The organism is Cupriavidus sp. CPT47-8839-RL05A (assembly GCF_058792255.1).
On sequence record NZ_JBYTEG010000003.1, the window covers coordinates 25,160 to 46,230 of the forward strand.

Genomic DNA, 21,071 nt, shown 5'->3' on the forward strand with positions numbered 1-21,071 from the left:
GTCAGCGTCGCCAGGGACGCCTCAGAGGAAGCGGTCGAGGATCTTGCGGCTGTGCTTGTCCAGCGCCATCAGGTCGCGGATCAGGTAGTGGATGCCGTGCGTGTCCGATATCAGCAGCGTGCTGCCGGCCAGGCGCCGGATCGCCTCTTCGCCGCGCAGCACCAGTTCGGTCTGGCCGCGATCGGTCTGCACCGTCCACACGCTGGGCGTGGCATAGGTCGACACGCTGACGATACGCTGGATCTCCGGCATGAACTCGCGCGAGGCGAGTTCCGCTTCGATCATGCTGCGCTCTGCCAGCGGCAAATCCTCCAGCCGCGGAATCCACACCACTTCATGCCCGTCGGTGCTCATCAGGCCGATGCCGCCCTGCGGTGCGGAAATCGGGAAGGCGCGCACCGGCACCACGCCTTCGTGGACGGTGCCGTCCTCGGCGATCAGGACCAGGCGGCCAAAACGATTGCGATCTAGCGTAAACATGGGCGTCGGCATGGTGGCGGGGATGTCATTGGGCATTGGCGGCCTCCGGCGTTTCGATCGCTTCGTCTTCGCCGTCCTCGGTGTCGACATTGCGCGCCTGCGCCTGGTACAGCTTGTAGTACGCACCTTCGCGCAACAGCAGCTCATCATGGCTGCCGACCTCGACGATCTGGCCGCGGTCCATCACCACCAGCCGGTCGGCCTTGCGCAGCGTCGACAGGCGGTGCGCGATGGCGATGGTGGTGCGGCCCTGCACCAGGTTGTCGAGCGCCTTCTGGATTTCCTTCTCGGTGGCGGTGTCGACCGACGAGGTGGCCTCGTCCATGATCAGGATGCGCGGGTTGATCAGCAGTGCGCGCGCGATCGAGATGCGCTGGCGCTCGCCGCCTGACAGCGCCTGGCCACGCTCACCGACCAGCGAGTCATAGCCGTGCGGCAGACGCAGGATGAACTCGTGCGCATGCGCGGCGCGCGCGGCGGCGATGATCTCTTCGCGCGTGGCGTCGGGCTTGCCGTAGGCAATGTTGTCGGCAATCGTGCCGAAGAACAGGAACGGCTCCTGCAGCACCAGGCCGATATGGCGGCGGTACTCCGACACCGGCAGCGAGCGGATATCGACGCCGTCGACGCGGATCGCGCCCTCGGAAACATCGTAGAAACGGCAGATCAGGTTGACCAGCGTGCTCTTGCCCGAGCCGCTGTGCCCCACCAGGCCAATCATCTCGCCCGGCTCGATCGACAGGTTCAGCCCGCGGATCACCGCGCGGTTACCGTAGCGGAAGCCCAGGTCGCTCATGTCGATGGCGCCTTCGACCTTGTCCAGCTTCGCCGGGCGCACCGGCTCCGGCACGCTCGACACATGGTCGAGGATGTCGAAGATGCGCTTGGCGCCGGCAGCGGCCTTCTGCGTCACCGAGACAATCCGGCTCATCGAATCCAGCCGGGTATAGAAGCGGCTGATATAGGTCAGGAACGCCACCAGCACACCCACCGTGATGGCGCTGTGCGACACCTGCCAGATGCCGAACACCCACACGATCAGCAGGCCGATCTCGGTCAGCAGGGTCACCGTCGGCGTGAACAGCGACCATACCGCGTTGACGCGGTCATTGATCGCCAGGTTGTGCTTGTTGGCCTCGCGGAAGCGCGACACCTCACGCTTTTCCTGGGCAAAGGCCTTGACCACGCGGATGCCGGGGATGGTATCGGCCAGCACATTGGTGATCTCGGACCAGATCCGGTCGATCTTCTCGAAGCCGTGGCGCAGGCGGTCCCGCACCAGGTGGATCATCCAGGCAATGAACGGCAGCGGCACCAGCGTGACCAATGCCAGCCACGGGTTGATCGATACCAGGATCACCGCCGTCATGAGGATCATCAGCACGTCGGTGGCAAAGTCCAGCAGGTGCAGCGACAGGAAGACGCAGATGCGGTCGCTTTCCGAGCCGATGCGCGCCATCAGGTCGCCGGTGCGCTTGCCCCCGAAGTATTCCAGCGACAGCTTTAGCAGATGTTCGTACGTGGTAGTGCGCAGATCGGCGCCGATACGCTCCGATACGCGCGCGAGCAGGTAAGTGCGCGCCCACCCCAGCGACCAGGCCACCAGCGCCGCCCCCAGCAATCCCGCCAGGTACAGACGCACCAGCCCGTAGTCGATTGGCACCCCGTTCTGGAACGGGATCAGCACCTTGTCCATCAGCGGCATGGTCAGGTACGGCGGCACCAGCGTGGCCGCGGTGGACAGCAGCGTCAGCAGGAAGCCCGCCAGCAGCTGCCACTGGTACGGCCGGGCAAAGCGCCACAGGCGCAGCAGCGCCCAGGTCGACGGCGGGGTTTCCAGCTCCCGGCTGCATTGGGGGCACTGTTCCTCGTCCGGCGGCAGCGGCGCCTTGCAGGTCGGGCACAGCACTTCGCCCGCCTCGCCGGCCGGGCGCGCGCCGGCGGCATCGCGCTGGAATTCGAACTGGTCGGCCAGCCGCAGCGCGGCCGGATTGTAACCAAGCGTGTATCGCCAGCTGGCCAGCCGGCCCTCTGGACCGCTCAGTTCCAGCGCGCCCACGCCCGCGTGGTCGGTGTGCGAGAGGCGCAGGGAGGTCCCGATGTTCCATTCCCGCACATTTTTTTCACCGGGAGCCCGGGCAACGATGCGCTGGTCGGTCACAACCAGCCACCCTTGGGTAAAATGCAGCTTCGCGTCGAGGTCCAGAACCAGTCCGGCCAGGACGGTCTCGCCGGGTCGGAGCCACGATCCGGATTCGGTCCGCCAGGGCTCGTCGGCAGCAGGGGCGGTAGGGACAGGCAGGGAGGACTGGGTCATGGATGGCGCGGCGTGCGTCCAGGGGGTACGGACATAACTTGAAACAAATTTAGGCCGGGCACGCTCTGGCGGCCCGCGAATTCGCCCGCAGTATACATAACGACGAACGCGCGGGTACTCCTGATGCACTGCACAATCACTTTTACACGAAGAAAGTCAACCCGCTCTGTGCTGTAACGTTACTGAAAGGTTAGGCTTCCATTTCTCGGGCGGTTCCGCCCACTGCCTCAAGCTAATTCAATGAAAAAGAAGGACATTGAGATTTTCGATGTCATGTCGCTGCGCGGCCCGAATATGTGGACATATCGGCCCGTACTGGAGGCATGGGTCGATATCGGGGAACTGGAGGACTTTCCCTCCAACACGATTCCGGGGTTCTACGAGCGCCTGTCGGCCTGGCTGCCGTCGCTGATCGAGCATCGCTGCAGTATCGGCGAGCGCGGCGGCTTCCTGCAGCGCGTGAAGGACGGCACCTGGCCCGGCCATATCCTGGAACACGTGACGCTTGAGCTGCAGAACCTGGCAGGCATGCCCGGCGGCTTCGGCAAGGCGCGCGAGACCCCGGTGCGCGGCGTCTACAAGGTGATCGTGCGCGCCTGGCACGAGCAAGTCACCCGCGTCGCCCTGTTCACCGCCCGCGACCTGGTCATGGCCGCGATCGAGGACCGTCCCTTCGACGTCCCCGCCGCCGTGGACAACCTGCGCCGCCTGGTGGACGAGCATTGCCTGGGCCCCAGCACCGCCTGCATCGTCGATGCCGCGGACGACCGCGACATCCCGGCGATCCGCCTGTCGGACGGCAACCTGGTGCAGCTGGGCTACGGCGCGCGCCAGCGCCGCATCTGGACCGCCGAGACCGACCGTACCAGCGCCATCGGCGAAAGCATCTCGCGCGACAAGGACCTGACCAAGAGCCTGCTTGAGTCCTGCGGCGTGCCGGTCCCCGAGGGCCGCATGGTCGATTCCCCGGCAGACGCCTGGGACGCCGCCGAGGACATCGGCGTGCCGGTGGTGGTCAAGCCCTATGACGGCAACCACGGCCGCGGCGTGTTCACCAACCTGATGACCCGCGAGGAAGTCGAGACCGCCTACGGCGTGGCCATCGACGAAGGCAACGGCGTCATCGTCGAACGCTTCATCCCCGGCAACGAGCACCGCCTGCTGGTGGTGGGCGGCCGCCTGGTGGCCGCCGCCATGGGCGAGACCGCGAGCGTGGTCGGCGACGGCAAGTCCACCATCGACGAGCTGATCGAGCTGCAGATCAATTCCGATCCGCGCCGCGGCACCACCGAGGATCATCCGCTGAACCGTGTGCGGCTGGACTCGGCCGCGCGCCTGGAACTGAAGCGCCAGGGCATGGACGCCAGCTCGGTACCGCCCGAAGGCCGCACCGTGCTGATCCAGCGCAACGGCAATGTCGCCTTCGACGTCACCGACCGCGTGCACCCGAGCGTCGCAGCGCATGCGGCGCTGGCCGCGCGCGTGGTCGGGCTGGACATCGCCGGCGTGGACCTGGTGGCCGAGGACATCTCGCGCCCGCTGGCCGAGCAGCGCGGCGCCATCGTCGAGGTCAACGCCGGCCCCGGCCTGCTGATGCATATCAAGCCGGCCGAAGGCACGCCGCGTCCGGTCGGCCGCGCCATCGTCAACCACCTGTTCCCTGAGTCCGATGACGACCAGGGCCGCATCCCGGTGGTGGGCGTGACCGGCACCAACGGCAAGACCGTGGTCGCGCGCCTGGTGGCGCGCCTGCTGCAGCTGTCGGGCAAGCATACCGGCCTGGCCTGCAGCGACGGGCTGTTCCTGGACCGCCGCCAGGTGGAAAGCGGCGACCGCGCCAACTGGGAATCGGGCCATCGCATCCTGATGAACCGCGCGGTCGAGGCCGCCGTGTTCGAGAACGACAGCGGCAGCATCCTCTCCGAAGGCCTGGCCTACGACCGCTGCCAGGTCGGCGTGGTCACCAATTTCGACCAGCCCGACCACCTCGGCGACTACTACGTCGAGGACGAGGACCGCATGTACAACGTGCTGCGCACGCAGGTCGACGTGGTGCTTGAGACCGGCGCGGCCGTGCTCAACGCGCGCGACGAACGCCTGGTGGAGATGGCCGGGCTGTGCGACGGCGACGTGATCTTCTTCGGCCTGACGCCGGAGCTGCCCGCGATCGTGTCGCACCGTGCCGCCGGCAAGCGCGCGGTGTACCTGCGCGAAGGCAAGATCGTGCTGGCCACCGGCAGCAGCGAAACCGCGCTGGTGGACGTGGCCGCGGTGCCGCTGACCTATGCCGGGCGCGTCGCGTTCCAGGTCGAGAACGTGCTGGCGGCCGTGGCCGCGGGCTGGGCGCTGGGCATTTCCAACGACCTGATCCGCGCCGGCGTGGTGACCTTCGATGTCGGCCAGGTCGACGTGCCGGGCCGCTTCACGCTGTTCGAGCGCAACGGCGCCACCGTGGTGGTCGACGACGCCCACAACGCGCCCGCGCTGGAAGCCCTGGCGACCGCGCTGGAGCGCTTCCCGGCCGAGCGCCGCATGGTGGTCTACGGCGCCGGCATGCAACGCCGCGACGAAGACCTGGTGCGCCAGGGCATGGCGCTGGGCCAGCATTTCGACCGCGTCTTCCTGTGCGAGGACCGCAGCGTCAAGCGCGCCCTGCCCGATGCCGAGGCGCGCGCGCTGCTCAAGCAGGGCCTGTACGAAGGCCGGCGCGTCACCAAGATCATCGACGAAGGCACGCGTGCCAGCGCCATTGAAACCGCCCTGAACCAGCTGGTGCCGGGCGATCTGCTGGTACTGCAGTGCGACGAGGCCGCCACCGGCGCCACCGTCGACCTGGTGCACCACTGGATGGGCCAGCCTGCGCGCCGCGCCTGACGCGGCCCCAAGCTCAACCGCGCTTAGAAGACACGGAAACCGTTCTATGGAAGTCTCACGTATCCGGGCCCTGCGGGGCCCGAACCTGTGGTGCCGCCACACCGCCATCGAGGCGATCGTGGCCTGCCAGGATGCCACCAACATGCTGTCGGCGCTGCCCGGTTTTGAAGACCGGCTGCGCGCCCGTTTCCCCGAGATCGGGCCGCTGCGCCCGGACGAGGAGTCGGGCGAGCTGTCGCTGGCCCACGTGCTGGAAGTGACCGCGCTGCGCCTGCAGGCCGCTGCCGGCTGCCCGGTCACCTTCAGCCGCACCGCGCAGACGGTCGAGCCCGGCACCTACCAGGTGATCGTGCAATACAGCGAGGAAGAAGTCGGCCGGCTTGCGTTCGAGCTGGCCGAGGCCCTGTGCCGCGCCGCGCGCAACGACACCCCGTTCGACCTGGCCGACGCGCTGCACCGCCTGCGCGAGCTGGACGAGGACGTGCGCCTGGGGCCCAGCACCGGCTCCATCGTCTACGCCGCCGTGGCGCGCGGCATCCCCTACCGGCGCCTGACGCAGGGCTCGATGGTGCAGTTCGGCTGGGGCAGCAAGCAGCGCCGCATCCAGGCCGCCGAGACCGACCGCACCAGCGCCGTGGCCGAATCGATCGCGCAGGACAAGGACCTGACCAAGACCCTGCTGCACGCCGCCGGCGTGCCGGTGCCGCTGGGCCGCTCGGTGCGCAGCGCCGAAGAGGCCTGGGCCGCAGCGCAGGAAATCGACGCCCCGGTGGTGGTCAAGCCGCGCGACGGCAACCAGGGCAAGGGCGTGGCGGTGCGCATCCGCACCCGCGAGGAAGTGATGACGGCCTACGAGGTCGCCTCGGACATCAGCTCGGATGTGATCGTCGAGCGCTATATCCCGGGCCATGACTTCCGCCTGCTGGTGGTCGGCAAGCAGCTGGTGGCGGCCGCGCGCCGCGATCCGCCGCAGGTCATCGGCGACGGCGTGCATACGGTGCGCCAGCTGGTCGAGGAAGTGAACCGCGACCCGCGCCGCGGCGAAGGCCATGCGACCTCGCTGACCAAGATCCGCTTTGACGACATCGCGCTGGCCACGCTGGCCAAGCAGAACCTGACCGCCGATTCCGTGCCGGCCAACGGCACGCGCGTGGTATTGCGCAACAACGCCAACCTGTCCACCGGCGGCAGCGCCACCGACGTGACCGACGACGTCCACCCGGACATCGCCGCGCGTGCCGTGGCGGCGGCGCAGATGGTGGGCCTGGACATCGCCGGCGTCGACGCCGTGTGCGAGACCATGCTCAAGCCGTTCGAGGAACAGGCCGGCGGCATCGTCGAGGTAAACGCCGCGCCGGGCCTGCGCATGCACCTGCAGCCGTCTTACGGCAAGGGCCGCGCGGTCGGCGAAGCCATTGTCTCGACCATGTTCTCCGATGGCGACGATGGCCGCATCCCGGTGGTGGCCGTGTCCGGCACCAACGGCAAGACCACCACGGTCCGGCTGATCACCCACATCATGGCCACCAGCGGCCTGCGCATGGGCATGACCGGCACCGATGGCGTGTATATCCAGGGCGAGCGCATCGACACCGGCGACTGCAGCGGCCCGCGCAGCGCGCGCAACGTGCTGCTGCACCCGGACGTGGACGCCGCCGTGTTTGAAACCGCGCGCGGCGGCCTGCTGCGCGAAGGCCTGGCATTCGACCGCTGCGACGTGGCGGTGGTGACCAACGTGGGCGAAGGCGACCACCTGGGCCTGTCCTACATCAACTCGGTGGAAGACCTGGCGGTGCTCAAGAGCGTGATCGTGCAGAACGTCGCGCCGCACGGCATGGCGGTCCTGAACGCAGCCGACCCGATGGTGGTGCGCATGGCCGACGCCTGCCCCGGCAGCGTCACCTTCTTCGCCCACGATCCCAACCAGCCGGCCATGGCCACGCACCGCGCGCAGGGCAAGCGCGTGGTGTTCGTGGACGGCGCCGACATCGTCGCGTCCGAAGTCGATACCGAAGTGCGCATCGCTCTGGCCGAGATCCCGCTGACGCGCAACGGCACCATCGGCTTCCAGGTCGATAACGCGATGTCGTCGATCGCGGCCGCGTGGGCGCTGGGCATCGACTGGTCGATCATCCGCCGTGGCCTGGCCACCTTCGTCAACGACGCGCAGACCGCCCCGGGACGCTTCAACGTGTTCGACTACCGCGGCGCCACGCTGATCGCCGACTACGGCCACAACCCGGATGCCATCCTGGCGCTGTGCAACGCTGTCGAGACCATCCCGGCCAAGCGGCGCATGGTGGTGATCAGCGGCGCGGGCGACCGCCGCGACGACGACATCCGCCGCCAGACCCAGATCCTGGGCGGCGTGTTCGATGAAGTCATCCTGTACCAGGACCAGTGCCAGCGCGGCCGCGCCGACGGCGAGGTGCTGGCGCTGCTGCGCGAAGGCCTGCAGGGCGCGCAACGCGCCGGCCAGGTCGAGGAGATCCGTGGCGAGTTCCTCGCCATCGATACCGCGCTGTCGCACCTGCAGCCGGGCGACCTGTGCCTGGTCCTGGTGGACCAGGTGGAAGAGGCGCTGGGGCATATCGCCAGCCGCATCGCGCAGGGCTGACCGGCCCGGCGATAAAAAAAAGGCCAGCTCCGCGGAGCTGGCCTTTTTCTTTGCGCGCCGATCAGTGGCGCCCGGGCAGCGACAAGCGCCGCTCCAGCATATGCTGCACGCCCGACAGCCCGGTGCTCAGCACCCAGTAGATCGCCGCTACCGCCAGGTACAGAGGCAGCGGCTGGTAGGTGGCCGCGATCACCTCCTGCGCAGTGCGCAGCAGCTCGGTCACGGTGATGACCGATACCAGCGAGGTGTCCTTGATCAGGCTGATCAGGCTGTTGGACAGGCTTGGCACCGCCAGCCGCAGCGCCTGCGGGCCGATCACGTAGCGCAGTGCCTGCACCGGCGTCAGGCCCAGGCTGTAGGCTGCCAGCCATTGGCCGCGCGACACGCCCAGGATGGCCCCGCGCATGCTCTCGGACAGGTAGGCGCCGACGTTCAGGCTCAGCGTCAGCACGCCCGCGGGGGTGGGCTCCAGCGCGATGCCGATGCCCGGCAGCCCGTAGTAGACGACAAAGATCTGCACCAGCAGCGGCGTGCCGCGCATGATGCTGACGTAGGTGCGCGCCACCGCCTTGAGCACGCGGCTATGGCTGATGCCCATCAGCGCCACCACCGTGCCCAGCATCAGCCCGAACACCATCGACCACAACGCGAACTTGATGGTCAGCAGCGCGCCCTGCAGCAGCACGGGCATGGAGTCGATGACGAGTTGGAGAGCTGGCATAAGGAAGGCTGAGGCGTGAACAATGAACGCGTGGCGCAAATGGCAAACGGCGCGGCAGCCCTCTGGCCGCCGCGCCGCGACATGATACCGCCCGGCTTACTTCACAGGCTTACTTCACCGGCTTGGTCACATCGGTGCCGAACCACTTCACCGACAGCTTGTTGAGTGTGCCGTCCTTGCGCAGGTCATCCAGCGCATGGTTGATGGCCTGCGCAAACTTGGGATTGTCCTTGCGGAACGGGATGGCGACTTCCGAACCCGCACCCAGCACCACCGCGCCCGGGCGCAGCGGCAGGTTGGCCGTCTTGATCAGGTAGCCCACCATCAGCCGGTCATTGAGCGCGGCATCCACGCGCTGCGCCGCCAGGTCGCGCAGGTATTCGGGCGCGCCGGGGTAGGTCTTGACGTCGATGCCCGCCACGGACTTGGCCAGGTCGTTGTAGTTGCTGCCCAGGCTGACGCCGAGCTTGTGGCCCTTGAGCGCTTCCAGCGACTTGAACTCGCGCTTGTCATCCTTGCGCTGGATCAGCTGCGCTTCGGAGTAGACATAGGGCGTGGAGAAATCCAGCACCTGCTTGCGCTGCGCCGTGGCGGCAACCTGGTTGACGATGACATCGAACTTGCCGGCCTGCAGGCCGGCAATGATGCCGCTCCACTCGGTGGTGACGAACTCCGGCTTCACGCCCAGCTTGCCCGCCACCGCACGCGCCACGTCCACGTCAAAGCCTTCCAGCTCGTTCTTCGCGCCGCGGAAGCCGAACGGCGGATAGGTGCCCTCCAGGCCGATCCTGAGCACGCCGGCCTGCCTGACGGTATCGAGCAGGTCGGCGGCCTGCGCCGCGGTGGACGCCAGCCCGGCGCCGGCAAGCAGCGAGGCAGCCAGCAGGGATTTGAGCCAGCCAGTACGAATCGATCGCATATGTTCTCCAGTGGATGCGGATAAGCAGTGTGGGGGGCAGACAGCGCCGGAGGCCGCTTGTGAGGGCCGCCGGCCAGTTGTGCTGCTATGAGCCTATATCGGCCTCAACACTACCGCAAACACTATCGAGCGCTAAATATTGATTCATTATGGCTAAATAACCGCCGGACCTGATACGCCCCGGCGGTGGCGCCCTGCCCTTACTGGTAGGCCTTGTCGTTGGGCGCCGCGAACAGCGCCTTCATGTCGGCCGAGAGCGGGTAGTTCATGTTGATGCCGCGCGGCGGGATCGGCGACATGAACCACTTGTTGTACAGCTTCTCGGCACGGCCGCTGGTCTGCAGGTCTGCGATCACGCCATCGGCCAGCTTCTTGAACGAGGGATCGTCCTTGCGGAACATGCAGGCGTAGTTCTCGGTCTGCAGCGGCGCGCCGACCACCACCCAGTCGGCTGCGCTCTTGGCCTTGGTGCGCTCGCCGTACAGCAGCGGCTCGTCCATGACGAAGGCAGCGGCACGGCCGGTCTCCAGGATCAGGAAGGACTGGCCGTGGTCCTTGGTGCTGATCAGGTTCATGTTCATGGCCTTCTCGCCGTTCATCTTGACCAGCAGGCGCTCGCCGGTGGTGCCGGCGGTGGTGACCACATTGCGGTCCTTCAGGTCAGTGAACTCCTTCACGCCCGAATCCTTCCTGGTCAGCATCTTGATGCCGTAGACAAACATGCTGTTGGAGAACGCCACCTGCTTCTGGCGCTCCAGGTTGTTGGTGGTGCTGCCGCATTCGATGTCGATGGTGCCGTTCAGCACCAGCGGGATGCGGTTCTGCGAGGTGATCGGGGTCAGGCGCACCTGCAGGCCGGGCATCTTCAGTTCGCCCTTCACCTTGTCGACAATCTGCAGCAGGATCTCGTGCGAATAGCCCATGACCTCCTTGCCATCGGTGTATGAGAACGGGATCGACGATTCGCGATAGCCAAGCGAGATCACGCCGCTGTCCTTGATCTTCTTCAGCGTGTCGCCATCGGCGGCATGGGCGGCGCCGGCGGCCAGCAGCAGCGTGGCGGCCGCAAGCGCGCGGCGGGTCGCGGATCGGTGGGTGTGCAGTGATTGCATGTGGCGCTCCTTGTAGTGGGGCTTGGTCATTGAGGCATGTTTCGCGGACGGCGTCGTGGCTTGCGGACGCACGGGTACGGCATGAACCAACACTTGCCTGCGGCGCTAGCGGGACAGGACACTAGGCGCACACAGCATCAAAATCCTCTGCTTCGATGGCCGGACGGCGCCCTGCCAGCCGGTCGGCCAGCAGGCCGGCGCTGCCCATCGCCAGCGTAAAACCGAGTGCGCCGTGGCCCAGGTTCAGCCATAGCCCGGACACGCGCGACGGCCCCACCAGCGGCAGGCCGTCCGGCGTGGCCGGGCGCAGCCCGGCCCACGGCTGCAGCTGCGCCAGCGGCAGCTCGGGCACGATGCCCTCGAACAACGCGCGTGTCTGTGCCACCAGCGTGCCGACCCGCTCCGGATCGATGCGGGTGCCGCCGCGCACCAGGTCGGCCATGCCCGCCACCCGCAGTGTATTGCCGATGCGCGCGTAGACGATCTTGTTGGCAAAGTCCGTCACGCTGATATGCGGCGCGCGCGTGCCGCTGGCCAGCGGCACCGTGATGCTGTAGCCCTTGAGCGGCCACAGCATCGGCCGCACGCCCAGCGGGCGCAGCAGCGGCACGCTGCCGATGCCGCTGGCCACGATCACCACGTCGGCCGGCACCACGCCGCTGGCGGTCCGCACGCCGGTCACGCGCCCGCCCTGCTGCACCAGCTCTTGCACCACGGTGCCGAAGCGCATCGACACCCCGGCGTGTGCCCCGTCTTGCAGCAACCGTGCCAGCGACAGGCAGAAGCGGTGGCAGTCGCCCACTTCCTCGCTCGGCGTGTAGATGGCGCCGGCAATCTCGTTGCGGATGCCGGCCAGCGCGGGCTCCAGCGCCACGCAGGCATCGCGGTCCAGCGCCTGCTGCTCGCAACCCAGGCTGGCCTGGTAGTCCAGCAGCCGGCAGGCCGCGTCGAACGCCGCCGCATCGCGGTGCACAACCAGTTTGCCGCGCCGCGCAAAATCGAAACCGGCGCCAACATCGTCATGCTGGTGCCGGGCCACGAAGGCCTGCATCAGGTCGCGTGAATAGAACCCCAGCCGCAGCAGCTTGCGCGTGGTGGCTTCACTGGTGGCGGCATTGCAGGCGCCCATGAAGGCTGCCAGCCAGCGCCACTGCGCCGGGTCGGCCGCGGGCCGGAAGCGCATCGGCGAATCGCGCCGCAGCAGCCAGCCCGGCACCTTGGCCATCACGCCCGGCCCGGCCAGCGGCGCCACATAGCTGTAACTGAGCTGCCCGCCATTGGCAAAGCTGGTCTCCTCGGCCGGCCCGTCGTGGCGCTCCAGCACCGTCACCTGGTGGCCGTCCTCGGCCAGGCGCCACGCCGTCGTCATGCCGACCACGCCGGCGCCCACGATCACTACCTGCATTGCCATCCCTTGATTGCTTTTTCCCGATCCGGCAAAGCGTAGTGCAGGCGGCGCGGATTGCCCAATGCGAATACGTGCCAGAATATGTCATCAGGCTATGGATGCCTGCCCGCTTCCCGGATTGCCATGCGCTTGCGCCAGATCGAAGTCTTCCGCGCCGTGATGCTGACCGGCACCGTCAGCGAGGCCGCGCGCCTGTTGCACGTGTCCCAGCCGGTGGTCACGCGCGTGCTGCAGCACGCCGAGGCCTCGCTCGGCTTTCGCCTGTTCGAGCGGGTGCGCGGCCGGCTGCAGGCCACGCCCGAGGCCAATGCGCTCTATGGCGATGTCGAAAGGCTATATGGCGAGATCGAGCGCGTGCGCCGGGTCTCGGAAAGCCTGCGCCACAAGGGCGCCGGGCGGCTGCGCGTGGCCGCCACCCCCAGCCTGGCCAACCCGCTGCTGGTGCCGGCGGTGCGGCGCTTCTGCGCGCGCCACCCGGACACGCAGGTGCAGGTGCTGACCCACCATACCGACGAGATCGTCGGGGCGCTGCTGGCCAACCAGATCGACCTGGGCTTTGCCTTTGCGCCGCCGGGCCACGAGGCCATTTCCAGCGAGCCGGTGGCCAGCGGCCGCATGCTGCTGGCGGTGCCGCGCGGCCAGCCGCTGCCCGCCGGCGGGCGCCGCCAGGTTGTGCCGATGCAGCGGCTGATGGAGCGCGCCTTCATCGGCTATGACGACAACAGCTCGCTCGGGCTGCTGGTGCGCCAGACCCTGGCCCGGCACGCGCTGGAGCCGCGCTCGACGCTGGAGGTGCAGACCTATTCGCTGGCGCTGGCCCTGGTCGATGCCGGGCTGGGCGTGACCCTGCTGGACCAGTACACCGCGCTCAGCGCCAGCCCGGAGCGCGTCGCGCTGCACGACGTGGCGCCGGCGCTGCCGTTCGAGATCCAGATGCTGCGCGCCAGCCACCGCGCCGGCTCCAGCCTCGCCGACGACCTGCGCGCGCAGTTTGCGCTGGCCGCCGCGGAACTGGCCGCAACGCTGCCGCAGCGGCTGGAAGCGCCAGCCGCCAGCTTTGACGCCACGCCCCGGAGCCGCGATCGGGGTCCGCCTGATGTCTGATTGATGTCCGATTGACAGCCGCGCGCGGCGTGCACCATCATCAAGCCGCCTGCAGGCACAACCTGCGTGCGCCAAACCGCCTATGTTCGTCCTGACCCTGATCGCCCTTGTCCTTGTCAGCGCCTTTTTCTCGGTCTCCGAGATCGCGCTGACCGCCGCGCGCCGCACCAAGCTGCAAGTCTTGTCGGAGCGCGGCGATGGCCGCGCCACGCGCGTGCTGCGGCTCAAGGAAGAGCCCGGGAATTTCTTCACGATCGTGCAGATCGGCGTCAACAGCGTGGCCATCCTGGCCGGTATCCTCGGCGAGAAGCATGTGTCGGACCTGCTGCTGGAAACGCTGTCGCCCTATATGCAGGTGATCCACGCCCAGCGCGTGGCCAATATCGGCTCGTTCCTGATCGTGACGCTGCTGTTTATCCAGTTCGCCGACCTGATCCCCAAGCGCATCGCCATGACCTTCCCCGAGCGCTGCGCGGTGGCGGTGATCGACCCGATGCTGACGCTGCTGCGCGTGCTCAAGCCGCTGGTCTGGATCTTCAACGCCGCCGCCGATGCCACGCTGCGGCTGCTGCGCCTGCCGACCAAGCCGGTCGACCAAATCACCACCGAGGACATCGCCGCGATGGTCGATGCCGGCGCCGAAGCCGGCGTGCTGCACAAGCATGAACTCCACCTGATCGAGAACGTGTTCGAGCTCGAGTTCAAGAGCATTACCGCGATCATGACGCCGCGCGACGACGTGGTCTACCTGAGTCTCGACGAACCCGCCGACAGCGTGCGCCGCAAGCTGGTCAACCAGCCGCACGCGCAATACCCGGTGTGCGGGCACGACCTCGACGACGTGCAGGGCTATATCGATTCCAAGGACATCCTGCAGCTGCTGCTGGCCGACGAGAGCGCCACCGTGATCAACAATATCGGCCGCCACCACGACAAGAACGTGCTGGTGATCCCCGACACGCTGACCCTGTCCGAGGCGCTCACGCGCTTCCGCGAGATGCACCAGAACTTTGCCGTGGTGATGAACGAATACGGGCTGGTGGTGGGCGTCGTCACGCTGGACGATATCGTCGGCGCGCTGATGGGAGACATCCTGTATTCCAGCGAGGACGAGCAGATCGTGCGGCGCGACGACAGCTCCTGGCTGGTCGACGGCCTCACCCCGCTGGTGGACCTGAAGAAGGCGCTGGATCTGGACACCCTGCCCGGCGAGGACTATGTCGACACCGCGGCCGGGCTGGTGATCTATTCGCTCAAGCGCATCCCGAAGAAATCCGAGTCGATCACCGTGGCGGGCTATCGCTTCGAAGTGCTGGACATCGACCATCACAAGATCGACCAGCTGCTGGTGTCGCGCCTGCCGCAGGCGCCGGAAGCCGAAGCGCCAGCACGGCTGGCGTAGGCGCGACGGCCTGCCGGTAGCGCTCCAGCGTATCCGGCAGCCGGAACCACGCCACATAGCTGAACGCCACCACCACCGCTGCCGCCGCCACCGCGCCCAGCCGCCATGGCGCCACCGATTCCTTCGGCGCCGGCACGTGCAGCGTGCGGTAAGCCGTGCCGAGCAGCGCGATCCATGCCAGCCCCAGCGCATAACCTGCAGCGACGTCCGACAGCCAGTGCATGCCCAGGTACAGCCGCGATACCCCGATCGCCGCCACCGCCACCACGGTCAGTGCCAGCACCGGGATGCGCACGCGCCACGGCTGGCGCAGGCACATCAGGAAGGCCAGGAAGCCATAGGTGACCATGCTGCTGGTGGCGTGTCCGCTGGGGAAGGAATACGATTCCAGGCCGCTGTAGATGCTGGCCGGGCGCACGCGCGCCATGCCCAGCTTGAGCGCCATCACGCAGGCGCGCGCACCCAGCAACGCGGCGGCCCAGTACAGCGCCACGGTCCAGGCGCGCCGCCAGCACAGCCACGCGAACACCGCCACGCCCACCGCCAGGGAAATGCGCGCGCCGCCCAGTTCGGTCACGGCAACCATCGCGATGTCGAGCCAGTCGGTGCGCAGGGCACGCAGCCATGCAAACACGATCTGGTCGATGCGCACCACGCCCCCCCTTTCGGCGACCTCGCCGGCCAGCCAGAACAGGGCGCTGCCGCAGGCCAGCAGCACGGCACCGGCCAGCAGCACCACCAGCAGCTCGGCCATGTCGCGTTCGAGCACGCGCAGCGTGAGCGTGCTCAGCCGGCGCGGCTGTGCGGCCACGCGCGCGGACAGCGCGCCGGCCCCCCACACGCGCCACCGGTCCAGCCAGCGCACCACCGGCCGCAAGAGCGCCACCAGCAGCGGCACCAGGCTCAGCAGCAGCACCGTCACCAGCGTGAACAGCGCCAGCAGCCCGAGCGCCGTGCCCGGCGTGAGCCAGGCCTCGGCGAAGGCGCTCGCGCGTGCCGGCACGTCAATCACGGGACGCGCCCGCGGCGCCGACGATGCGGGCGATATTGGCGCGAGCCGGCGCCTCGCAGCCGGCAAAGGCGTCGGTCAGGAAGAGTCGCGGGCGCTGCGCCAGCTTGCCCAGGAACGCCGCGCGGCGGCGCATGAATTCAGTCTCCAGCGCCTCCCCCTTGAGACCGGTGCGCGCGGCCAGCAAGGCGCGGTTCTCGGCGAACACGTCCTGGCTATGGGCATCGAACATTTCCGGCGCCGCGGCCAGCCTGAGCAGGTCGAGATCGAGCACGGTGTCGGCGCCGGCAATGCTCGGGCCATGGCCGCGCGTATCGAGCACGATCTGCGCGGCACGGTCCAGCACCGCGCGGTCCTCGCCGGGCGCCACCGTTTCGATCAGCGCGGCTGAGGCGGCTTCGTTGTGCTCGCATCCCGCCACATAGACCGCGTCGTGGCACAGCACCGCCAGCGCCTGCGCGCGGTCCAGCGCAATGCCGCGCACGTGGGCGGTCTCGAACATCTCCAGGATATGGCGGCGGTCGTGGTAGTGCCGGTACGGCGTGTCGTGCAGCGCCAGCACATCGAGCACCGCCTGGCGCGGCAGGAAGTCCAGGCAGGCCAGCGCCGCGGGCCAGGCGGGCGCAAAGCGCGGCACCTCGCCCTGCGGCGTGGCCACCGGTTCGCTGAACACATCGGAGCGGCGCACCCACAGCAATGAGGGATCGCGCATCGCGCGATAGACCACCACCGGCGCGAGATCGGCCTCGAAGCGGCCGATGCCGACTGCCGTGTAGGCGCCGCCCTTGTAGTGCCGGTACGGCATGCCGGCGACCAGGTTGGGGTCGGCCGGCAGTTCGGCCGGATCGCCGTGGAAGACCGGTGCTGGGGGTTGGCTGGCGGGTGGCTGTGTCATGGTGCGGCATCCTGCGTTGCGGATCGCCATGATAGTGCACCTGGCAGTGCGTCCGGTATGGAGGCCAGTGCGGCGGCCCATGCCCGCCGCATGAAAACCGGCCGCGGAAAAAACAAAACCGACGCGCACTGTCGTGGGCGTCGGCCTGAGTTTTACTACACTGTTGTTGCCTGCCGGTGGTCGATTCCGACAGCTTCTTGTTTTGGCGGAGAGGGTCGTTTTTGAACCCCTCTTGAGACTGCTTAACGCAGCATCAGCGAGCCAAGCTGACACCTCCGTTCATGGCGCTAAGCAGCCTGCGGAAACCCTTGAGCAGCGCCTCCCGGGCCGGATCGTAGGCAAGCTCAATCATCCGAATTGCTTCAAAGGGGTGCACGCCTGCGGCGCTGCCGAGGGCGATTTCTTCGCTGGCAGTTAGTTGCGAACCGCGCTGGATGGCGTGTTCAAGGCGGCGAGGGCTGATACCCGCGGCCTTCGCCAATAGTGGATCGCTGTTGAATCCACCTTTCTGTTTAAGAAAATCAATGACCTCTCTCATACCCATTTTGTGTATCTCCGGCTATGCTTCCGATGTACCCAATCTGGGTATGTACTCAGATTGGGTGCTGCACGAAGTGTAGGCGGTAAACAACACCGCGTAAACCAAACCTAGCCCGCCAGCGGCGGCTAAACGTAACGAGGGGTTACATCATGAAATTCAAGACCCAGCTGTTCGCTATCAACTCCCGCGAATGGGAAATGGAAGGCCGCAAGGGCATTTCCTACAACGCGCAAATGCTGATCGTGTCGGCGCGCGAAGAGGACGGAAAGATGGTCGAAGAGACCTTCGTGGCTCGTTGCAAGCTGCCCGCTCACCTCAAGGACACGGCTCCTGGTGAATACCTGACTGAACTGCGCCCGTTCGCCGATAGCAAGGGCAATCTCGACTTCCAAGTGGCCGGCCTCGTTCCGCTAAATCGTCCGGCGGCAAACGGTAAGACCTCAGCGGCGGCGGCCTAAGAAAACCCCTCGTTTCTCGCAGCGATGACTTGCGAGTGACAGGCCGGAAAGACGGCCAATTTTTCGTAAACGAGGGGTCGTTATGGACAAGGCACTGAATGCACGGTTCTTGGTGCAGATCTTGGCGGAGCGTCAAGCCTGTAATGAGCAAAAGTTGTATTGGATGGTGGTCCTCTGCGAGGAATCGATTCGGTTGCGGCTGGATCGCTTGGGCGGCTTGATGGGGGAATGGTGATGGACTACCCCTCGTTGTTGTCGGCGCTGCATCCGTATTTCGAATTGATCGTCATGAAGGGGGTAGTTTGGCTGCTGGTTGGGCTAGGAACCTTTGCTGACGTGGTGCTGATCGTGTGGGGTGTTGCGTTGCTGCTGATCGTCGTCGGTGGCGTGGTGTGGGGCTGCGGTGTGGTCTGGCGCTGGGTTCGGGCGGCGTTTCGGGAGGTTCAGATATGGATGCTGGAGCGGTGGCCAGTCTCACGGCGCTAATGGTCGGGGGCATTGTGGGCGGGTTCGTGTTGGGCTTCTGGTTTGCGGCGCAGATCGCATCCGGGATCGTGGATGGGAAAAGGGGTCAATGATGTACGGGCTGACAAACGCTGAGCTGGCTTTCTACTGCGTGCTGTGCTTGATGTTCGCGTTGGGGCATGTCTGTGGACGCCTTCGCTAGCCTCTGGCAAATCGCGTGGCCGATCTTGCTGGTAGCGGCGGCATATCGGATCGGGCTGGCGCTGGCGGTGAAGCTCTGGAACGACATACGGGGGTCGTTGTGAGTAGCGTGATTCTGTACTGCATGTGTGCCTGGGGGATTGGGTATGCCTCGGGCTTCTGGATCAAGCTGGCAACTCGGGCATTCGAAGTGCTGGATTGACGCTGTAGCGCTGGTGGACGCTCTCCACCGTTTCTTTGTACGGGAGTGCATATGCACAAGGTGAAGCATCTGGCCATCGCGGCCAAACAGAAGTCGGCGCAAATCGGTGCCGGTGTGGCTGCTCTGGCGCTGTCGAGCGCTGCCATGGCGCAGGCCACTGGTGACGCTGGTCTGGACGCCATCAACGGCCTGAGCGCCAAGGTGACGTCCTACACCGGCGCCGCGCTGACCGTTGCGGTTCTGGCGGCCGGCGCATGGTGGGGTATCGCCATGATGAAAAAGGCGTTCGGCAAGGCCAAGTAAGCCATGCGCCGCGCCTACCGTGTCGCACTGCTCGCGGGCCTCCTGCTCTGCCTGTCGGCGTGCGGCGCGTTTCTTGACCTCTCGGGCGGCAATTCCTGTCGTGACGGCTACTGGTGCGTCGATGGCGGGAAACGGCTCCCGGACCTCTCTGTAGGCGGGGGTTGGGGTTGAGGTTTCGGGGTCTATCTCTCCTAGCTCGTCGGGGCTTGTGGATCTGTGGGCAGGCCGCGTGCCTGTGGGCAACCGGGGGATAACGGCAGTATCGTTATCCCCCGGTTGTCCATAGGCCGAAGAGCGGCGAACCCGTAGGGCTGTCCACATATCCATAAGCTCAGGGCGCGTGCAGTACCTACGGGGTGCGCCTACCAGTGGGCAGTCAATTGGGACAATTGACTGTTCACTGGCAGGCGGGGGTTAGCGGTTCTCCTGCTGTGGTGCCCGCCAGCGTATGAAAGGGGGAATCGTTTGGTACAAACGATTTCCTCTTTCATATGCGACCACTCCCCTCCTCTCTCTTGCTCGCCATGCTCCGGCGAGTTTCTTTTTCCGGTGCGCTCGCCTGCGTGCTGTCCCTCCCCCGCATCCTGTTTGACATGCTGCTGGCGCCGGTCGTGGTCGCGCTGTCGGTGCTGGCGTCTCTGCTGCTGCCGTTGCAAGCCAATGCGCAAACGGCGCCGCCGCCTGTGGACTATCAATTTCAGAAGGCGCTATCCAAGATCGTGGCGGGTTCCGGCTCCGGCCTTGTCGTCAAACAGCCAGGCACAATGAATATCGTCAACGCGGGCAAGGTTGTCGGCTCGTTCGCGCTCAACGAAAAGCGGCTGATTGATCTGGCTACGCTTGCCAAGTACGCGCGGGCATCTACGGTGCCTGCAGTGCTGGCGCTGGGGGCAACTGAATTGATCAACTATGGTCTGCAGAAGTGCGCGGATGGCACATGGTGCAAGCCGCAGGTGGAGCAAGGTGATCCGTCGAACGGCACGAGGTACTGGTACAACAATTATCAAGGGGCGTGCTGGGGTTCGCAGGCGACGCTGTGTGGCTGGCAGCAGAATCTAGACACGTTGTGGACGGCGTTTGCTGCGAACAATCCGAATTCGACGTTTATCAGTTGGGCGGTGATGTCTGGCGCGACGTCCACTAGTGCAGTCGTCACGTTGACATTCAGGCAGTCAGGCACTACGTACACGCAGAATTTTTCCATGACGGGCTACGGTACGCGTCCGGCTTCTGGTGCCACGGTGCCTGCCACCGATGCGGACGTGGAAACGGCGTGGAAAGGCGCTTTCCAGGCGAATCCGTTCATCCAAGAGAAATACTGGGGCTTCGAAGATCAGACACAGAACCTCAAGGCGTGGGAAGCGGCGCTGGCGCAAACGGCTGAAGTGATCAATGGCACGGTGACGGAAGTGCGTCCAGCGGAAAGTACGACAAAGCCTAAGGTCGGCGGCGGCACGGAAACCACTACCAAGCAAACGACATGCACCTACACGGCTACTGGCAACACCGATGCGGCCACGATGAAAGAGAACCCGCTCAAGGTCACTGAGCGTTGCACGACTACGACCACGGCACCGGATGGTACGCAAACGCAGGAAGTCACGGAAAAGGCGGCCGCGCCGCAAGGCTCGCCCAAGATCGGGGAAAAGGTGGAGTTGGAAACGTGCGGCCTGCCCGGCAAGCCTGCGTGCAAGATCGATGAAACCGGCACTAAGGCGCAAACCGATGTGGACGCGGCGCTGACCCAGCAGTCGGCGGAACTGGATTCCCGGCTCTCAGTGGTTGAGCAGGCGGCAAACGATTCGCTGTCCAGCGTCGAGCAAAAGCACGGCTCGGTGCACATCCTAGACTTCTTCAACATCTTCCCGACGTTTGCCACTGAGCAATGCGAAAACCCCAGGGTGCCGGGTGTCGGCGGCGGTGATTTGCCGGTGGACGTCTGCACCTACTACTACATGCTCAAGGACGTGGTGTCGTTCGGCGTCTCGATTCTGGTCATCATCGATTCCATTCAACTGGTTCGTGAAGCTGTGAAGGTGTAAC

The 21,071-nt window shown here is 66.3% G+C and carries 17 protein-coding genes; 8 read left to right on the top strand and 9 right to left on the bottom strand.

Translation table 11 applies throughout. From position 1 onward, the window contains the following. Positions 1-21: 21 nt before the first annotated feature. Together AC3WVS_RS03805 and AC3WVS_RS03810 are read right to left on the bottom strand one after the other, a co-directional pair. The gene (locus AC3WVS_RS03805) at positions 22-516 is read right to left on the bottom strand and encodes a cyanophycin metabolism-associated DUF1854 family protein (protein ID WP_492317462.1); all 495 of its coding nucleotides are present in this window, start codon (positions 514-516) and stop codon (positions 22-24) included. Further along, positions 506-2,797 carry a cyanophycin metabolism-associated ABC transporter gene (locus tag AC3WVS_RS03810; RefSeq protein WP_492317463.1) on the bottom strand — a complete coding sequence of 764 codons (2,292 nt, stop codon included), beginning with the start codon at positions 2,795-2,797 and terminating at the stop codon, positions 506-508. Before AC3WVS_RS03810 ends, AC3WVS_RS03805 begins: the two co-directional genes overlap by 11 nt. 240 nt (positions 2,798-3,037) lie before the next feature. Here AC3WVS_RS03810 and cphA (AC3WVS_RS03815) point away from each other — a divergent pair, with 240 nt between their 5' ends. Continuing rightward, positions 3,038-5,671, top strand: coding sequence for a cyanophycin synthetase (cphA, locus tag AC3WVS_RS03815; protein WP_492317464.1), 2,634 nt, complete (start codon positions 3,038-3,040; stop codon positions 5,669-5,671). Between the two features lie 46 nt (positions 5,672-5,717). Continuing rightward, the gene (gene cphA, locus AC3WVS_RS03820) at positions 5,718-8,288 is read left to right on the top strand and encodes a cyanophycin synthetase (protein ID WP_492317465.1); all 2,571 of its coding nucleotides are present in this window, start codon (positions 5,718-5,720) and stop codon (positions 8,286-8,288) included. A gap of 61 nt (positions 8,289-8,349) precedes the next feature. On the opposite strand, the gene AC3WVS_RS03825 is transcribed toward cphA (AC3WVS_RS03820), so the two are convergent. From AC3WVS_RS03825 to AC3WVS_RS03840, 4 genes are all read right to left on the bottom strand, one after another. Next, complete coding sequence (locus tag AC3WVS_RS03825) at positions 8,350-9,009, bottom strand: amino acid ABC transporter permease (RefSeq protein ID WP_492317466.1); 660 nt, start codon at positions 9,007-9,009, stop codon at positions 8,350-8,352. A 109-nt stretch (positions 9,010-9,118) separates the two neighbouring features. Continuing rightward, complete coding sequence (locus AC3WVS_RS03830) at positions 9,119-9,928, bottom strand: transporter substrate-binding domain-containing protein (protein ID WP_492317467.1); 810 nt, start codon at positions 9,926-9,928, stop codon at positions 9,119-9,121. 200 nt (positions 9,929-10,128) lie between these two features. Beyond that, on the bottom strand, positions 10,129-11,040 hold the full coding sequence (locus AC3WVS_RS03835; RefSeq protein ID WP_492317468.1) for a glutamate/aspartate ABC transporter substrate-binding protein: 912 nt from the start codon (positions 11,038-11,040) through the stop codon (positions 10,129-10,131). A gap of 121 nt (positions 11,041-11,161) precedes the next feature. Further along, on the bottom strand, positions 11,162-12,445 hold the full coding sequence (locus AC3WVS_RS03840; RefSeq protein ID WP_492317683.1) for a D-amino acid dehydrogenase: 1,284 nt from the start codon (positions 12,443-12,445) through the stop codon (positions 11,162-11,164). A 126-nt stretch (positions 12,446-12,571) separates the two neighbouring features. On the opposite strand from AC3WVS_RS03840, the gene AC3WVS_RS03845 reads away from it, so the two are divergent. Further along, on the top strand, positions 12,572-13,552 hold the full coding sequence (locus AC3WVS_RS03845; RefSeq protein WP_492317469.1) for a LysR substrate-binding domain-containing protein: 981 nt from the start codon (positions 12,572-12,574) through the stop codon (positions 13,550-13,552). A gap of 82 nt (positions 13,553-13,634) precedes the next feature. Next, on the top strand, positions 13,635-14,954 hold the full coding sequence (gene paeA, locus AC3WVS_RS03850; RefSeq protein WP_492317470.1) for a polyamine export protein PaeA: 1,320 nt from the start codon (positions 13,635-13,637) through the stop codon (positions 14,952-14,954). Here the strand turns inward: paeA and AC3WVS_RS03855 are convergent. The 3 genes from AC3WVS_RS03855 to AC3WVS_RS03865 form a co-directional block, all read right to left on the bottom strand. Then, on the bottom strand, positions 14,836-15,966 hold the full coding sequence (locus AC3WVS_RS03855) for a phosphatase PAP2 family protein (protein WP_492317471.1): 1,131 nt from the start codon (positions 15,964-15,966) through the stop codon (positions 14,836-14,838). The genes paeA and AC3WVS_RS03855 overlap by 119 nt on opposite strands. Beyond that, positions 15,959-16,888, bottom strand: coding sequence for a DUF1653 domain-containing protein (locus AC3WVS_RS03860; RefSeq protein ID WP_492317472.1), 930 nt, complete (start codon positions 16,886-16,888; stop codon positions 15,959-15,961). The genes AC3WVS_RS03855 and AC3WVS_RS03860 overlap by 8 nt, the downstream gene beginning before the upstream one ends. A gap of 223 nt (positions 16,889-17,111) precedes the next feature. Further along, complete coding sequence (locus tag AC3WVS_RS03865; RefSeq protein ID WP_492317473.1) at positions 17,112-17,396, bottom strand: hypothetical protein; 285 nt, start codon at positions 17,394-17,396, stop codon at positions 17,112-17,114. Positions 17,397-17,548: 152 nt separating this feature from the next. On the opposite strand from AC3WVS_RS03865, the gene AC3WVS_RS03870 reads away from it, so the two are divergent. The 4 genes from AC3WVS_RS03870 (at position 17,549) to AC3WVS_RS03885 (ending at position 21,070) form a co-directional block, all read left to right on the top strand. Beyond that, positions 17,549-17,857: a hypothetical protein gene (locus AC3WVS_RS03870; protein ID WP_492317474.1), complete on the top strand. Its 309-nt coding sequence runs from the start codon at positions 17,549-17,551 to the stop codon at positions 17,855-17,857. 234 nt (positions 17,858-18,091) lie between these two features. Further along, complete coding sequence (locus tag AC3WVS_RS03875; RefSeq protein ID WP_492317475.1) at positions 18,092-18,343, top strand: hypothetical protein; 252 nt, start codon at positions 18,092-18,094, stop codon at positions 18,341-18,343. Positions 18,344-18,776: 433 nt separating this feature from the next. Next, positions 18,777-19,028 (top strand): major coat protein, encoded by a 252-nt coding sequence (locus AC3WVS_RS03880; protein ID WP_492317476.1) that lies wholly within the window; start codon positions 18,777-18,779, stop codon positions 19,026-19,028. 524 nt (positions 19,029-19,552) lie between these two features. After that, positions 19,553-21,070 carry a hypothetical protein gene (locus tag AC3WVS_RS03885; protein ID WP_492317684.1) on the top strand — a complete coding sequence of 506 codons (1,518 nt, stop codon included), beginning with the start codon at positions 19,553-19,555 and terminating at the stop codon, positions 21,068-21,070. Position 21,071 lies beyond the last annotated feature (1 nt).

What these genes read in the sequence shown, in the direction of transcription:
- AC3WVS_RS03810 (WP_492317463.1), bottom strand. Translation starts at nt 2,797, where the DNA reads ATGACCCAGTCCTCCCTGCCTGTCCCTACCGCCCCTGCTGCCGACGAG.
- cphA (WP_492317465.1), top strand. Translation starts at nt 5,718, where the DNA reads ATGGAAGTCTCACGTATCCGGGCCCTGCGGGGCCCGAACCTGTGGTGC.
- AC3WVS_RS03865 (WP_492317473.1), bottom strand. Translation starts at nt 17,396, where the DNA reads ATGAGAGAGGTCATTGATTTTCTTAAACAGAAAGGTGGATTCAACAGC.
- AC3WVS_RS03885 (WP_492317684.1), top strand. Translation starts at nt 19,553, where the DNA reads ATGCTCCGGCGAGTTTCTTTTTCCGGTGCGCTCGCCTGCGTGCTGTCC.
- AC3WVS_RS03805 (WP_492317462.1), bottom strand. Translation starts at nt 516, where the DNA reads ATGCCCAATGACATCCCCGCCACCATGCCGACGCCCATGTTTACGCTA.
- AC3WVS_RS03870 (WP_492317474.1), top strand. Translation starts at nt 17,549, where the DNA reads ATGAAATTCAAGACCCAGCTGTTCGCTATCAACTCCCGCGAATGGGAA.
- AC3WVS_RS03845 (WP_492317469.1), top strand. Translation starts at nt 12,572, where the DNA reads ATGCGCTTGCGCCAGATCGAAGTCTTCCGCGCCGTGATGCTGACCGGC.
- AC3WVS_RS03875 (WP_492317475.1), top strand. Translation starts at nt 18,092, where the DNA reads ATGGACTACCCCTCGTTGTTGTCGGCGCTGCATCCGTATTTCGAATTG.
- AC3WVS_RS03880 (WP_492317476.1), top strand. Translation starts at nt 18,777, where the DNA reads ATGCACAAGGTGAAGCATCTGGCCATCGCGGCCAAACAGAAGTCGGCG.
- AC3WVS_RS03825 (WP_492317466.1), bottom strand. Translation starts at nt 9,009, where the DNA reads ATGCCAGCTCTCCAACTCGTCATCGACTCCATGCCCGTGCTGCTGCAG.
- AC3WVS_RS03860 (WP_492317472.1), bottom strand. Translation starts at nt 16,888, where the DNA reads ATGGCGATCCGCAACGCAGGATGCCGCACCATGACACAGCCACCCGCC.
- AC3WVS_RS03830 (WP_492317467.1), bottom strand. Translation starts at nt 9,928, where the DNA reads ATGCGATCGATTCGTACTGGCTGGCTCAAATCCCTGCTGGCTGCCTCG.
- paeA (WP_492317470.1), top strand. Translation starts at nt 13,635, where the DNA reads ATGTTCGTCCTGACCCTGATCGCCCTTGTCCTTGTCAGCGCCTTTTTC.
- AC3WVS_RS03835 (WP_492317468.1), bottom strand. Translation starts at nt 11,040, where the DNA reads ATGCAATCACTGCACACCCACCGATCCGCGACCCGCCGCGCGCTTGCG.
- AC3WVS_RS03840 (WP_492317683.1), bottom strand. Translation starts at nt 12,445, where the DNA reads ATGCAGGTAGTGATCGTGGGCGCCGGCGTGGTCGGCATGACGACGGCG.
- cphA (WP_492317464.1), top strand. Translation starts at nt 3,038, where the DNA reads ATGAAAAAGAAGGACATTGAGATTTTCGATGTCATGTCGCTGCGCGGC.